Raw genomic sequence first — 13,505 nt, 5'->3', positions numbered from 1 at the left:
GGCGGCGTCTGCCAAGGTGCGCCTTCCGACGGCCGCGGCGTATGGGTTCCGGCTTTCGCCGGAACGACGGAGAATTACACAAACCGGCCCCCGCCCTTCTCTGCCCCCTGCACCGTCGGCGGCGGTTGCCAGGTCAGGCCCTGCTCGGACAGCAAATCGGTGCCCCACGCCGCGACAGGCGCCAGCAGACGAACCAGCGCGTGCCCCTTCGGCGTCAGCCGGTAGCGCGAAACGCGCAACGCTGCCGCGCCAGCGCGCGCGATGAGTGCATCCGTCTCCAGTTCGCGTAACAGGCTCGACAGCACCTGTTGGCTGACGGCGCCGGTCGCAGCCTTGATCTCGCTGAAGGCAAGGTCCTGCCGCGACAGCAGATAGAGCACGCGCACCTTCCATTTGCCGGAGATCATCGCGACCACGGTTTCGACCGGACATGGATCGAGCGGAGGCTTCTTGCGCTGATAGGTCATGTTGCCGGCTCTCAGTCAGAAATTTATGTGGCTGGCCGGGCCGGGCCCGATTTGTAGAATGCCGACGCCAGACAAGTATCAGGGAGTGCATCGTGCCGCGCAAACCGGTCCGCAAGTCCGTGAAGATCGACCGGCGCAGCGCGCGCGACGCCGGAGCCGACCTGATCTTTCATTCCGGCAAGATCTACACGGTCGACAGGCAGCGGCGCTGGGCGGAGGCGGTGGCGGTCAAAGGCGGCAAGATCGTTGCGGTCGGCAGCGACCGGTCCATCCAGCGGCTGCGCGGCAGCCGCACCCATGTTGTCGATCTCGCCGGCCGCATGGCGATGCCGGGCCTCGTGGACGTCCACAACCATCACACCCGCGGCGGCCAGCTCGACCTCTTCGAGGTGTCGTTTCCCGCCAGCCTGTCGTTCGACGACATTCTCACGCGGGTCCGGGCGCGGGCCGAAACCATCGCACCGGGCGAATGGATTTCCGGCGGCATCTGGAGCAGCGAACTGATCGGCCGCCTCGCCACACCAGCCGCGAAGGCCGAACTGGACGCCGCCAGCCTTGGCCACGCCGTGATGCTCAGGGACGACAGCCTGCACAACCGCTGGGTCAACAGCGAGGCCCTCAGGATCATGGGCGTCACCAAGGCGACACCCGATCCGGCCGACGGCGAGATTGTGCGCGACGGCGCCGGCGGCGAAGCGGTCGGCCTGCTGGTCGAGAAGGCGTCCGCGCTCGCCGAACGCGCGCTGCTCAAATCCCTCGGCAATACGGCCAAGCGCGACATCGCCTCGACCCGCCGCGCGGTGGAGATGCTGAACTCCTACGGCGTCACCGCCTATCAGGACGCCAATACGACGCTGCCGATGCTCAAGGCGTTGAAGGCACTCGACAGCAAGGGCCAGCTCAACGCCTGGTGCGTCGGCTCGCTGCCGGCGTTCGACACGCTGACGGGAACCGAAGTCTTTGGCGAAGCGCTGATCGCGCGCCGCAAGCAGTACCGCACCGCCCATCTGCGGCCGGATTTCGTCAAGCTGTTCATGGACGGCGTGCCGATGACACGAGCGGCGGCGATGCTCGATGCCTACAAGGCGGATGCGTCGGGACATGCCGTGGTCTGCCATTCGCTGCTCCCGGTGCCGGAAGTCGTGCGCTGGATTGCGCGGGCCGAGGAACTGGGAATGGCGGTCAAGGTGCATTGCGCGGGCGATGCCGCCGTCCGCGACATCCTCGACGCGGTCGAGATCGTGCGCGACTTTCGCGGGCCCGGGCCGGCGCACCACATCGCCCATGCCAGCTATGTCGATCCGGCGGATATCCCTCGGTTCAAGCAGCTCAATGTCGTGGCCGACCTCTGTCCCGCGATCTGGTTTCCCTGCGCGATCACGGTCGCCAACAACGCCGTGATGCCCGAAGCGCGCGCCAACCGCTATTGGCCGAACCGCGATCTGCAGGAGTCCGGGGCGTTGCTGGCGGCGGGCTCGGACTGGCCCGTGGTCGGCCTGCCCGATCCCTGGTTCGGCCTCGAGGGCATGGTGACCCGCCGCAATCCCAAGGGGACCTATGACGGCGCGCTGTGGCCCGAACAGGCGCTGGATCTGGCGACCGTGTTCGAGATCTACACCCGCAATCCGGCGCAGGCGATGGGGCTCGGCGCGATCACGGGATCGATCGAGCGCGGCAAGTCGGCCGACCTGATCGTGCTGGATCGCAATCTGTTCGAATGCGATTCCTTCGATCTCGCCGACACCAAGGTGCTGGAGACCTGGTTCGAAGGCCGCCAGGTGCACGCGCGCTGAGGCGGCGGCTACGTCAGGTCGCAAACCGGTACGCCCCGCCCTTCTCGACCGAACGTTTGAAGGCCGGTCGCGCGTGCATCCGCGTCAGCCAGGCCGCGAGGTTCGGATACGGTCCGAGCTTGTCGAACACTTTTGCCATCTCGCCGACAAAGCTCATCTGGATATCGGCGCCCGTCAGCGACGGGCCGACGAAGAAGTCACGGCCCTTCAGCGCGGCGTCGACATAGCCGAGATGGTTGGCCATCTCGCTGTCGATGCGCGGATGCAATGGCGCGCCGGCTTCCTTCAACCGGCCGACATAGAGGTTCAGCATCAGCGGCAGCATCGCCGAACCTTCGGAATAATGCAGCCACTCGTTATAGGCCTCATAGTCGGCACTGCCGGTGGCCGGCATCATCGCGCCCTTTCCATAACGGCGAATGATGTAATCGACGATCGCGGCCGATTCCGCGATTCTGACATCGCCGTCGGTGATGACGGGCGACTTGCCGAGCGGATGAATTTTCGAAAGCTCCGGCGGCGCCAGCCGCGTCGTGGCGTCACGCTGATAGCGCTTCATCTCATAGGGGGTGCCCAGCTCTTCCAGCAGCCACAGAATCCGCTGCGAACGGGAGTCGTTGAGATGATGAAGCGTGAGCGTGGGAATTTCCTCGGGGGGTTATTGTTGTGTGAGACTGTCATTGCGAGCGAAGCGACACAATCCAGTTTGTAGTCTGTAGGATGGGTGGAGCGAAGCGATACCCATCAACACTGCCCGTGAGGCGATGGGTGTCGCTTCGCTCCACCCATCCTACGAATCCCGAATACGACTTCGCATTCTCGCGGCGCGATGCGCCCGGAGTTTTGCTGGAAACCTCACCCTCGAAAAACAGAGGGCGCAGGGAAGACCGGGTGCGCGCTGCACCCGCGGTCTCATGTGCGATGTGCATCAAAAAATGCTGCACATGAGCATACAGGTTCAGCGGAGAACACCCGGCCTTCCCTGCGCAATGGCTTTACGGCTTATACGATTTCGTCCTGGTGACCGGCTTTCTTGCCACCATCATCAACGTAGGCTTTCGCTTCCGCCAACTTGACGCCAGCACCGGGGCGTCGGACCCAAACGATTTCGCCGTACGCATCTGCCGCGCTCGTCAGTCGCAGCCTTCGCGTCCACCGCTCCCTGCCCCTCGTTTGCGACGATGGCCTACGCCCCTCTGGCGGGACAGGATGGCGGGAGTCGTAAATCTGATTTGCCCGACGGCCCTAGCGGAATATTTTTATCCGAGGGGCTGGACAGACTTTTGGTGATTTGCCCGTCGGGTTGATTTGTCGCAGTTGCTGCTGAAGATTCCGCTTGCACTGCGGACCCGGGCCGCTGGCGCAGTAGAGAAATCAGGCGCTACGAAACGAGTGCCCGCACCAGCAAAAACCCACCCGCCGCGCACAACGCCACGCCGGCGAGGCGGCTGAGCGCACGGCCGATCGGCAGCAACTTCTCGACGGCGACATAGAGAGCGATGCCAGCAATCCAGGCAAGGTTCATGACCCCGCCGACGAACAACAGCGCCATCAGGAACCAGCAACAGCCGAGGCAGTAACCTCCATGCCGGAGGCCCATGCGCAACGCACCCGCCGCACCGGGTTGCCAGTACCGGCTCAAGAACAGGACCGGGTTCTGGCAATAGTGCAGGCAGGCGGTCTTGAGCGGCGTGAGCTGATAAAGCCCTGCGGCAAGCAGAACGACACCGCCGAGCACGGCGCTGGTGCTTGCCATGGCCATGGACAACAGCCCGGCATGTCCCAGCGCCCACTGCGCCAGCACCGCGAGAAGGCTGAACCCCGCCCACATCAGCAGATAGCCGCCGCAAAAGATCCAGGCTTGCGCGGAGGGATGATCCGCCGGCCCCTGCTTGCGCCGGATGGCCGCAAACAGCAGGATCGTCGGGGCGGCGCTCGGCACCATCATCGCGATCATCATGACCCACCACATGACGAACACGAGCGCGGCGTAGAACGGCGACCACGGCATCGGCATGTCCATCGCCATGTCGGCCATGTCGGTGTCCATGCCTGCCCCGGCGGCCAGATAGACCCACGCCAGCGCCACCACGACGGCGAGCCCCGCGGCAACGACCAGGCGGTCGCGCCGCAACAGGTATTCAAGCGCCAACAGCTCAGCCATCAGGCTTCACCCTAGCGTCAAGGACAGCCTCTGCACCGCATCACGCCGCAACCCCGTCAGGCGTCTGGACGACGTTGGCGAGCGAGCTGTGCCTGCCCTTGGTGTCGAATTTGATCGCCCCGGTCGAGTGGATGTTGGAAGAGGCAACCTCGGCGGACCTGTGCTCGAAGCCTTCGGGCATCACAACCTGGATTCGATGCGGCGCGCCGGTCACCGGGTTCTTGATCGGCTCGACATCGGTCTCCAGCACGCCCTTGGCGACGAGCCGCGCGACGCGTCCGTTCCTGTCGAACGAGAACTCAAAGGGCACGAACAGTGGATCATGGATCTTGCTGACGATCAGGCTGAAGATCTGGAACAGGGTGCCTTCGGCCGAATTCTTGCCCGACATGATCTCGAAAAGGGCCTGGCGCTGTTCCGGCGTGGCGCGCTCATCGATGATCGGCTGCATCTGCCCATTGCCCTCGTGCAGCGCTCCGGGAAAATCAACGGTGGCCGCGAAAACCAGGCCATCGAGCCTGGTGCCTTTGAAGTGCCCCTTGGTGATCCTCATGGCCACCATGCCCTTGCAGGAGCCGTGAGTCGGCAGTGCATTGAAATCGCAGGGACAGCCGAATGCGCAATTGCAGTTCTTGATCCATTCGCCTTCGAGACGCCAGTCGGATGCAGCCATGACGCACCTCCCATCGCGTTGCCCGCGGGACCATGCAGCCGCCTGAAAATGCCTTGCGTCGAAAAATCCGGCGTCGAAAAATCCGGATCGATGCGGATCGGGACTTGATGTGAACGACCTGCATCGTTCCGGGAAGCCGTGCGACGGCTAAGCGGACCGGCGACCTGCTATCCCAATCAGGCAAGCATATCAGCCGGCGTCCCGGGCGTACAGGTGGTACACCCGGGCGTACAGGTGGTACACCCGGGCGTACAGGTGTTGCGATGCTCTGCCCGGACCGCTGCCCGCGATGCGAGAGGCTCGGGCTGTGCCTACAGCCCGGTAAATCCGGCCTTCACCGGATCGGTCGAGCCGTCGAGCTGACGCAGGTAGGTCAGCCCGCACACCGTCAGGCGGTGCGTGTCCTTTTCGCCCGCCTCGAACAGCGTCTTCACATAGTCCGTTACCTTGGCGCGCGCCTCTTCGCTGGCCGCGGTCGTGCGATTCAACAGCAGATCGTAGGTCTGCATGATGCGGTCGATGGCGGCTTCCATGGTGTTCTCCTGAAGGTGATGCGATCAGGCTGAAAGGATGGTGATGGGTCGGGTCTCATAGAATCTGTCGGCTTCGAATTTGGCGATCGCCTTGTTGGCGAGCCGGATCCGGTTGAACTCGCCGCGCTGGAACAGATTGACGATGATTTCGAGCAATTGCTCGTCGGTGGCGAAGGTGTCCGAAATGGTGCCGGCCTTGCGGAGATAGTTCGACGCGATGGCATAGGCATCGCCGACCACTTCGACATTCATGACCTGCAATCCGCGCTCGACCAGCATCGCTTCAGTCCTCCAGCACGGACTGATAAAGCGCAGACCCCGCAACCGGTTCCATGTCGGGGGCAACTTATTTTGCAGTGCCGAAGCGCGGCCAGTTGCGCCGGTCATGGAAGCGGTTTATGGCGGATTATTGCGGGCTGAAATCAATTTCCAAGATCAACTTGAGGGGCAATATCATGATCCGGACCATCTGCGCCGTCCTCGTTCTGGGCCTGGCGACGCCGGCCTTGACGCCGGCATTTGCCGATACGCTCAAGCTGGCCTCGACCTACGACGAGGTCGGCACCAATGCCGACGGCTCCAAATACACCGGCACCGCGACCGTCGATGTCATCTCGGACACGACGTTCTCGATCAAATGGAAGATCGGCAGCACGCTCTACAGCGGGTTCGGCATGCGCCGCGGCGACACGCTGGCGGCGACCTACCAGGTCAACGGCCAGCCCGGATTGATCATCTACACGGTCGGCGAAGGTGGCGTCCTGACCGGCAACTGGTCGATCCGCGGCGAGAGCGGCAATGGCACCGACCGCCTGACGCCGCGGAATTAAGGCCCCCTAAAATACAAAAACGCACCGGTCCCGGAAGAACCGGAGCCGATGCGCCCTGGGCAGGGCTTGCTGCCTTGCCAGTTTGTTTGACCGCTTCTGTTGGCTGCCGGTCTTCTAAGCGGCCGGCTTGGCCGTGAGGCGGTCGAAAGTTTCTTGTCGAGCTCTGTGTATTCTCAGAGCCGATACAGGATCTGGTCGGTCCAGAAGCGCTCGAGCCGATGCAGCGACTTGTTCAGGGTCGCAAACTCGTCGTTCGAGATGCCGCCGACCTGTTCAACGGTCTTGACGTGCTTCTGATACAGCGCGTCGACGATCTTGCGGATTTCCTGGCCCTGCGCGGTGAGGCGGATGCGGACCGAGCGACGATCAACGCGGCTGCGCTGATGATCGAGGAAGCCGAGCTCGACGAGCTTCTTGAGGTTGTAGGAGACGTTGGAGCCGAGGTAGTAACCGCGCGTGCGCAGTTCGCCCGCGGTCAGCTCCTTGTCACCGATGTTATAGAGCAGCAGCGCCTGCACCGAATTGATGTCGGCGCGACCGCGGCGATCGAACTCGTCCTTGATGACGTCGAGCAGGCGGCGATGCAGACGCTCCACCAGAGTCAATGCTTCGAGGTAGAGCGGCTGCACCGGAGCTTGACCGGCAGAGCGTTCAGCGGTTTCCACCGCCGTTGCAACGGCTTTGATCATGACACTTCCCCTGTTGTCGTTTTTATCGACTTATTTCGACGAAACTTTTGTCCCGCCTGATAGCCACAACTTAAGGGGAGCGTTTGAAGATCCGCTTAAATAAGACAATAAAGAGATCATGAATTTAAGACAGTGAATCGTGCATTAAGCCCACGGATAAAGGGCTTTTCGCAATCTTTCATTGACGGTGAACGACCGCTGTTCACGCTTCGTCTGCACCCCCTGTCGCATTCCAAAACAGGTGCGTCTGAATTCGAAACGCCCGCGTAACAAGTGTGATGGAACCCTTTACGGTGACTGAAAGGTTACCGCGAAAATTATCGAAAATTGTTCGGAACGGCGAGGCACGCGCGTAAATTGGGGGTGAACTCATAAATCCATGGGGCATTGGCAGACGTTCGTTTTGGTGGGCATTACGGGTAGAGTCGAAGTGTGACGCGGTAGTTTTAGGTTCGAACATATCTGTTTCCGCCCCTTTCGTTTGGCGGTGCCTTACTGGTTCGACCATGGCCCCGTTTTCACACTCCGCTCATCGAACCGGACAGGCGGATTTCCCGCATCCGGCTCTCGGACAAAACGTCACGCCTTCACCCACGGCACGTCGTGCCCAAGCATGCTCAGCCGTACGAGCCCGAAGTGCCCGTAGAGATGCGGGAGTGGATAGGTCCCGCCCTTGCGTCGCCTGACCTTGTGCTTGATGCGCAACCACCGGCGCAACCGCATCGCGGTGTAGCTATCGAGTGCCCGATACGCCTTGCTGACAGTGCCTACTTGGAAGTAGTTCGACCATCCGCGCAGCGTGCGGTTCACCTTGCCCACCAGCTTTGTGGTTTCTTGCCATGTCCCCGTTCGGTCTGTCAGTGCGTGGATTTTCTCAACCATGCGCTTGATGCTCTTCTTCGATGGCCGGTATCCCAGGCGCGCCTGGCCGGTTCTCTCTGAGAACATCCGTCCGAACGTGTAGCCCAAGAAGTCGAACTCACCTTCCGGAACCCTGCAGATTCGTGTCTTCTCCTCGTTGACCGTGAGCTTCAGCTTGCTCATGATCTTGCGCAGTTGCTGCAAGGCTTCTTCGGCTTTGCCTCTCCGACACAGGATCACGAGATCGTCGGCGTAGGTCACGATACGAGAGCCGAGGCTTTGCTCCAACCCGAGCATATTCCATCCCAGCACAAACCGGCGCATGTAAATATTCGCCAGTAGTGGGGAGATGGGTGACCCTTGCGGGATGCCTCGCCGGTTGTCCCGGGCTTCGGTCGTGCGTGTCTTCCTTCCTCGATCATCGGTTTCTTCTACGGGGCATTCCAGCCACATCTTGATCAGATGCAGCACGCGCCGATCAACAATCCGGCGCGCTACCGACTTTAGTAGTTCGGCATGGGGGATGCTCCCGAAGTAGTCCGCGAGGTCGGCGTCAACGACTTCCGGATGGCCTCGGAACAGCAGCCGGTCCACCTCAATTACCGCCTGCTGGGCATTTCGCCCAGGACGGTACGCGTACTGTTCGGGTGGAAGGTCGGCTTCGAAGATCGGTTCCAGCACCAGCATCGCTGCCGTCATGCAGACCCGATCCCGCACGGTCGAGATGCCCAGCGGCCTGAGCTTGCCGTTGGCCTTCGGGATGAACACTCTTCTGATAGGATCCGGTCGGTAGCTTTCCTCCCGGAGCGCAAGCGCCAGTTCGCCAAGCCATCGCCCTACGCCATACGCATCGATATCCGCAAAGTCTTGACCGTCCACACCCGGTGCGCCCTTGTTGGAGCGGCACTGGGCATAGGCATGGGCCAGAATGTCCTCGCGGCTGATCTTGTCGTACAGGGCATAGAACCGATAGCCGGCTTCTGCCTTCGCTTTCGCGTGCAACGCCTTCTGCAGTTTCTGAACAGTTTTCGGAGTTGATAGGTTACCCAATCTCCAAATCCCTCACTACTTGTTGCGTCTGTCTTGAACTGAGGTCCCTTCCCTCCACCGGCGTTACCCGGCTTCAGCGGTACTGCGAACCTCTCCGCCACCCCAAGGCGCCCGACCTGTCCCTCGCGGGCGTTCGGTTGGTCATCGCTGGCCACGCCATGGGGCTTCCCGTGTTGCGTACGCTTTCCTTGTGTACATGCCGTCGCCACTACCCCGGCGCAGCGGCTGGGAGTATTAATTCGCTCTTGCACCCAACCGTATCAGCCTTCCCCGAAAGAGTGGTCGGGTCGGCCTGCGCATCGTCCTTTTCGAGGTTTGCTCGGCGTTTACTCGCGTTACGGCCTGCACACTCGCGCTGTCACCAATTCGTGACACGCATACCGAAGGCTTCAGCCACTTTGTTACCTCCATGACTGCTCCGGTTGCTTCCGGCTGGAGCGGTTGCCGGGTGGGACTTACACCCACTGGAAAGCGCCGCCTTTCCACGGCGCACACTCAAGTCGGACATCTGGCGAGGTCCGAAAAGCGCCAACAGCCGGACATGGAGCCATTAGCTGGTTAGCTGGATGCAAAGAGGCCGCCAACTGAGGCGGCTACCTCTTTGGTGCCAACCAAATCTCAGTCACATTGCTTTCGATGATGTGCCGCTGAACTTGTTGGCATTGAGGGCAAGTAAACGTTCGCAAGTCCTGGCCCAACGTGCTCGGCTCAATCGCCGTCAACTTCATTGGAGAATCGCAAGCCGTGCACTCGGGACCCTGGTTTTGTGTGTCGAGCATGCTTGCTCCTCTGAGGTCAGCCCTCAGTTCGGCGTCCTGAGTTCGCCAGCGAGCCAGCCGGCCGCATTCGATTCGAGTGGGTCCGATGCAATGACGCTTGTCTCAACGTGATTGCACCTGGCGCATTCGAACAACCGGTGCTCGAAACCAATTGGCCCCGATGAAACGCGTTCCAGCATCATCCGCGTTTGGCAACGAAAACAGCGAGGGCGCTCAATAGCGGTCAAGAATTGTCGGGATGAAGGCACGATGCTTCCCTGCGTTGGGCGAGAGCATTGCCGGCTCTCTGTCGCCGATGGATACCGATGGCGGGACGGCGATGGAACTATCATGCTGGAACGCGCTGCCATTTACTGGTCAGTATTGCTCACATTCAAAAATTGATAGTTAGGACAACGCCGGATCCAAATTAGGACACGCTTTGAATTCGGACAGCCCCGGAGTTTCCGTTTAGATTGCTCTCTGTCGTCGGGCTGCACTTTTTTCGGAGCTGACATCGTTTCGTTCCGAACACGTTCGGATGCGGCTCCCTAATTAGGACACGCCCGGGAACCAATGCCGCCGGGGTAACTTAGTGACGAGCTACCGGATGCCAATGCGCCCCCGAGGCATCCGATGAAATGACGGCCCTGGCATGTCCCCCCAAAGCCGGGGCCGTTTTTTCGGGGGACGGGATTGCTTCTAGTCATCCTCTGTTAGCTGCGGCTTCTCATGCAAAACCGCGCTCAACAGCGAATTGTGAACCTCGATATGCCCGTTGTAGCTGATGAAGCCCAGCTTGCGAAATTTGTTCATGAAATGGCTGACGCGGGATCGGGTAGTGCCAATCATCTCCGCCAATGTTTCCTGACTGATATTCGGACTGATCGCCTGCGGGTTGCCTTCCTTGCCGAAATTCGCAAGCAACAACAGCAGCCGCGCAAGCCGCCGCTCACTCGAATTGAATAGCTGGTCGATCAGATCTTCCTCAATCCGGCTGTTCCGGGTCAGGAGATACGCCATGAATAGCTCCGAAAATTTCGGCTCATCATGAATAGCCACGATCATCGCGTCCTTGGTGATCGACGTGATGACGCAATCATCCATCGCTGTTGTCGTCGCGATGCGCAACGGATGGCCGTTCATGCATCCTTCGCCAAAGAACTGGCCGGGCTCGAGGATTGCGACGACCGCTTCCTTGCCCTGCTCAGACACGACAGTAAGTTTGACCTTGCCCCTTTGAATGTAAAAGATCGTGTCCGCGACATCGCCTTGCTCGAACACGTGCTCGTTCTTGCGAAATTCGAGGATTGTTTTCCCCGCGCCTACCTTGGCGAGAAATATTTTGGGGTCAAATATGTCCTTGGTTGCCTTATCCACCGGAGCCTCCTTTTGGCGCAACGAACTGCTCGACTTTGGTTGGCTGGCAGACGCCAAGCCAACTTTCGCGCTGAGCGGCGGGCTACTGCTCCAACCAGGTCATCACTTACGGGTCTGCGCCGTTTCGCAGAGATTACCCCCTGATTGTCGGCAGTTCTACGGGAAAGGCCTGCTTTTTTCAGCGCGTCGTTTCGCTGCGCGCCGGGCGACATCGCTGATCTAATGCCGGCGTGAGATCGGCATGGGGGCGATTTCCGAGTTTGGGACGCGTGGTCTTGGGTTGCCGTCAGCCAGTTACTTTCGGCACGCCGTTGGGCTCTTTCGACATCAGCAAAGTTTTCATGTCTGCAGCCACGCGAAGTAGCTCGGCTTTTCTGATGGCCTGGGATCGCCGCGATCCGGGCGGCAGCTTTTTTGCCTGGATCAGAGCCTCGGATGCCCGGGCAGCCCAATCGTGAATGTTGAGATCGTTGCGCGTCAATTCTGTCATGTCATCGTCCTTGCTGCGACCCTCACAGGTCGCTGTGCTCCCAGCCGACAGCATCGGACTTCGGCGGGTCAGCGCTTATCTGAATAGGGCCGCACTCAGTGCACCGCAGGGTCCAGTGCGCGAATCCGGTACGGGGCTGCGGCAATGCGCTGAACCTCCATGCCCGACCGGCATCTGGGACAGCGTTTCGCCGCCGCACGCGGCGATAGGGTGGGCGTCTGCGGATCAAGCATGGTGGCCCTCCCGCATCAAGCGGAGCATCACCGATGGGTGCGGTGATGGAATCGGGATGCTCTTCCGAGCTCCGGAGTCGCAATATCGCTCACTTCAAAAAAAATTAATGGATTGGTCAGCACTCGTCCCTGCCGAACCGATTCCAGCCGCTGGGTCGTTTGCCGCGCGTAGAATGCGTTACCACCAGCGCCGACCCCAGCCGCCGCTCCACCTACTTCCCCAGCCGCCGCCCCACCTACTTCCCCAACCGCCGCCACCTCGAACGAGTCGCACGACGAGGAGCAGCAATATCGCACCAACGGTAGCGTTGACGATTGCACTGATCACTCCCGTGCCGAGATGGACGCCTAGCTGAGGCAGTAGCCAGCTTCCGACAAAGGCGCCCAAAATCCCGACGATGAGGTCACCAATGATCCCAAAACCGGTCCCTCGCACGATTTGGCCGGCCAACCAGCCTGCAACGAGACCCACAAACAATATGACTAAAAGGCTTTCGCTCGACATATTCATGGTGCCACCTCAACATTTTGGTTCAGACGCAGCGTCGCCACCTGATCCGCTGCCGTCTGTCCAAATTCGATCGGTTTGCTGCGGTTCGCGTTCGGCGCCAAGTGCGGCTGACGCAATCAATCTACGTCATTGAGAGAGGCCGCGAATTTCTCCGCGGCCTTTTGGATATGACCTTCAGTAGCGGCCGGTGCCGATGCCCACGCTCACGCCGGGAGCACTGAAGCCGATACCGCCACGTTCTTCATAACCACGGCGCTCGATATAACGCTCACGAGGAGCGTATCCGTATGAATCGTCGGGGTCACGGATGATGACGCGGCGTTCACTGCGTTGGCGCCAGCAACGGCCGCTTTCGTCGCAGACCATGCGAACGTTTTGAATGTTGCTCTCCGGTGTGACTGACACATCGGCGGAAAGCGGCGCAGCGGACGCAGCAGTCACGAAAAGCGCACTTGCGCCGACTGCCAGAGAGATCACGAGCTTGTTCATGGCATTTCTCCAAAAGTGATTTGTCAGGAAGCCAATAGACTCGCGAGCCAATGGTTCCGGCCGACACGCGAATTCCGCTGGCTCGCTTGATACGGAAGCACAGCTGACCGAGCAAAAGAGCTCATCCGCGATCTCGCGGCGAGCGCGGATTGGATCGCAGCGGTACGAGAAATAATCCACTCGGAGGAGGGGCTGCAATCTTCGGTTGAGGTAGAAAAACAAATCCATTATCGCCGGAACCTTTGTCAGCTGGCTCCATTTGCTCCGTGTTCAATACTGGACGCACGACAACCGGTAGACACCATGAAGACAATTCTTTTAGCGACCGTCGCCATTCTCGCATTCGCTACAGCATCATTTGCGGCTGAGCCGGAAAAAACTGTCGGTCAAGCACCGCCAGCTGCTGCTTCCTCGTTCTACCTGGCTCAAGATACCGCGACGATGAAGTGTCAGATCGTCAATGCCCAGCCGGCCGCTGGTGGCAGCATGAAAGTTGTCGGTGCGGCTCATCCGACACAGGCATCGGCACAGACGGCTTTGGCAGCTGATAAGACTTGCGCCAGGTAAGGAAGTAACGGCGTGAG

At 60.5% G+C, this 13,505-nt stretch carries 15 protein-coding genes; 3 read left to right on the top strand and 12 right to left on the bottom strand.

The annotated features are described in order from the left end of the window. Positions 1-74 precede the first annotated feature (74 nt). Complete coding sequence (locus tag BLR13_RS34770; protein ID WP_079588065.1) at positions 75-467, bottom strand: winged helix-turn-helix transcriptional regulator; 393 nt, start codon at positions 465-467, stop codon at positions 75-77. Between the two features lie 119 nt (positions 468-586). On the opposite strand from BLR13_RS34770, the gene BLR13_RS34765 reads away from it, so the two are divergent. Continuing rightward, entirely contained in the window at positions 587-2,260 is a 1,674-nt protein-coding gene (locus tag BLR13_RS34765) for an amidohydrolase (protein WP_283808274.1), read from the top strand. Positions 2,261-2,273: 13 nt separating this feature from the next. Here the strand turns inward: BLR13_RS34765 and BLR13_RS34760 are convergent, their stop codons facing one another. The 5 genes from BLR13_RS34760 to BLR13_RS34740 all read right to left on the bottom strand — a co-directional run bounded on the left by BLR13_RS34760 (position 2,274) and on the right by BLR13_RS34740 (position 5,909). Further along, complete coding sequence (locus tag BLR13_RS34760) at positions 2,274-2,906, bottom strand: glutathione S-transferase family protein (protein ID WP_074813982.1); 633 nt, start codon at positions 2,904-2,906, stop codon at positions 2,274-2,276. Positions 2,907-3,641: 735 nt separating this feature from the next. Beyond that, positions 3,642-4,424, bottom strand: a complete 783-nt coding sequence (locus BLR13_RS34755) for a DUF2182 domain-containing protein (RefSeq protein WP_074813988.1) — start codon at positions 4,422-4,424, stop codon at positions 3,642-3,644. Positions 4,425-4,464: 40 nt separating this feature from the next. Next, positions 4,465-5,097: a DUF1326 domain-containing protein gene (locus BLR13_RS34750; RefSeq protein ID WP_074813990.1), complete on the bottom strand. Its 633-nt coding sequence runs from the start codon at positions 5,095-5,097 to the stop codon at positions 4,465-4,467. A 311-nt stretch (positions 5,098-5,408) separates the two neighbouring features. Next, a complete protein-coding gene (locus tag BLR13_RS34745) occupies positions 5,409-5,630 on the bottom strand; it encodes a hypothetical protein (RefSeq protein WP_074813993.1) in 222 nt (73 codons plus the stop codon). Positions 5,631-5,654: 24 nt separating this feature from the next. Beyond that, on the bottom strand, positions 5,655-5,909 hold the full coding sequence (locus BLR13_RS34740; protein WP_074813996.1) for a hypothetical protein: 255 nt from the start codon (positions 5,907-5,909) through the stop codon (positions 5,655-5,657). A 176-nt stretch (positions 5,910-6,085) separates the two neighbouring features. On the opposite strand from BLR13_RS34740, the gene BLR13_RS34735 reads away from it, so the two are divergent. Further along, positions 6,086-6,460 carry a hypothetical protein gene (locus BLR13_RS34735; protein WP_074830680.1) on the top strand — a complete coding sequence of 125 codons (375 nt, stop codon included), beginning with the start codon at positions 6,086-6,088 and terminating at the stop codon, positions 6,458-6,460. A 173-nt stretch (positions 6,461-6,633) separates the two neighbouring features. On the opposite strand, the gene ldtR is transcribed toward BLR13_RS34735, so the two are convergent. The 6 genes from ldtR to BLR13_RS34705 all read right to left on the bottom strand — a co-directional run bounded on the left by ldtR (position 6,634) and on the right by BLR13_RS34705 (position 12,921). Further along, on the bottom strand, positions 6,634-7,149 hold the full coding sequence (gene ldtR / locus BLR13_RS34730; RefSeq protein WP_027537165.1) for a transcriptional regulator LdtR: 516 nt from the start codon (positions 7,147-7,149) through the stop codon (positions 6,634-6,636). 579 nt (positions 7,150-7,728) lie between these two features. Next, positions 7,729-9,060 carry a group II intron reverse transcriptase/maturase gene (gene ltrA / locus BLR13_RS34725; protein WP_143039567.1) on the bottom strand — a complete coding sequence of 444 codons (1,332 nt, stop codon included), beginning with the start codon at positions 9,058-9,060 and terminating at the stop codon, positions 7,729-7,731. Between the two features lie 1,460 nt (positions 9,061-10,520). Beyond that, positions 10,521-11,198: a Crp/Fnr family transcriptional regulator gene (locus BLR13_RS34720; RefSeq protein WP_074830682.1), complete on the bottom strand. Its 678-nt coding sequence runs from the start codon at positions 11,196-11,198 to the stop codon at positions 10,521-10,523. Between the two features lie 286 nt (positions 11,199-11,484). Next, entirely contained in the window at positions 11,485-11,688 is a 204-nt protein-coding gene (locus BLR13_RS34715; protein WP_143039568.1) for a hypothetical protein, read from the bottom strand. 411 nt (positions 11,689-12,099) lie between these two features. Then, entirely contained in the window at positions 12,100-12,432 is a 333-nt protein-coding gene (locus BLR13_RS34710; protein WP_074814005.1) for a GlsB/YeaQ/YmgE family stress response membrane protein, read from the bottom strand. A 174-nt stretch (positions 12,433-12,606) separates the two neighbouring features. Beyond that, complete coding sequence (locus tag BLR13_RS34705; protein WP_074814008.1) at positions 12,607-12,921, bottom strand: hypothetical protein; 315 nt, start codon at positions 12,919-12,921, stop codon at positions 12,607-12,609. Between the two features lie 303 nt (positions 12,922-13,224). Here BLR13_RS34705 and BLR13_RS34700 point away from each other — a divergent pair, with 303 nt between their 5' ends. After that, entirely contained in the window at positions 13,225-13,488 is a 264-nt protein-coding gene (locus BLR13_RS34700) for a hypothetical protein (RefSeq protein WP_074814011.1), read from the top strand. Positions 13,489-13,505: the final 17 nt, after the last annotated feature.

It is taken from the genome of Bradyrhizobium ottawaense (assembly GCF_900099825.1).
Classification (GTDB): Bacteria; Pseudomonadota; Alphaproteobacteria; order Rhizobiales; family Xanthobacteraceae; genus Bradyrhizobium; species Bradyrhizobium ottawaense_A.
Note: the sequence above shows the minus strand (reverse complement) of the source record. Positions and strands in the feature narration are given on the sequence as shown.

Excerpts from the sequence above, each read along its gene's own strand:
- BLR13_RS34755 (WP_074813988.1), bottom strand. The coding sequence starts at position 4,424 with ATGGCTGAGCTGTTGGCGCTTGAATACCTGTTGCGGCGCGACCGCCTG.
- BLR13_RS34740 (WP_074813996.1), bottom strand. The coding sequence starts at position 5,909 with ATGCTGGTCGAGCGCGGATTGCAGGTCATGAATGTCGAAGTGGTCGGC.
- BLR13_RS34745 (WP_074813993.1), bottom strand. The coding sequence starts at position 5,630 with ATGGAAGCCGCCATCGACCGCATCATGCAGACCTACGATCTGCTGTTG.
- BLR13_RS34705 (WP_074814008.1), bottom strand. The coding sequence starts at position 12,921 with ATGAACAAGCTCGTGATCTCTCTGGCAGTCGGCGCAAGTGCGCTTTTC.
- BLR13_RS34750 (WP_074813990.1), bottom strand. The coding sequence starts at position 5,097 with ATGGCTGCATCCGACTGGCGTCTCGAAGGCGAATGGATCAAGAACTGC.
- BLR13_RS34735 (WP_074830680.1), top strand. The coding sequence starts at position 6,086 with ATGATCCGGACCATCTGCGCCGTCCTCGTTCTGGGCCTGGCGACGCCG.
- BLR13_RS34710 (WP_074814005.1), bottom strand. The coding sequence starts at position 12,432 with ATGAATATGTCGAGCGAAAGCCTTTTAGTCATATTGTTTGTGGGTCTC.
- BLR13_RS34700 (WP_074814011.1), top strand. The coding sequence starts at position 13,225 with ATGAAGACAATTCTTTTAGCGACCGTCGCCATTCTCGCATTCGCTACA.
- BLR13_RS34715 (WP_143039568.1), bottom strand. The coding sequence starts at position 11,688 with ATGACAGAATTGACGCGCAACGATCTCAACATTCACGATTGGGCTGCC.
- ldtR (WP_027537165.1), bottom strand. The coding sequence starts at position 7,149 with ATGATCAAAGCCGTTGCAACGGCGGTGGAAACCGCTGAACGCTCTGCC.
- BLR13_RS34770 (WP_079588065.1), bottom strand. The coding sequence starts at position 467 with ATGACCTATCAGCGCAAGAAGCCTCCGCTCGATCCATGTCCGGTCGAA.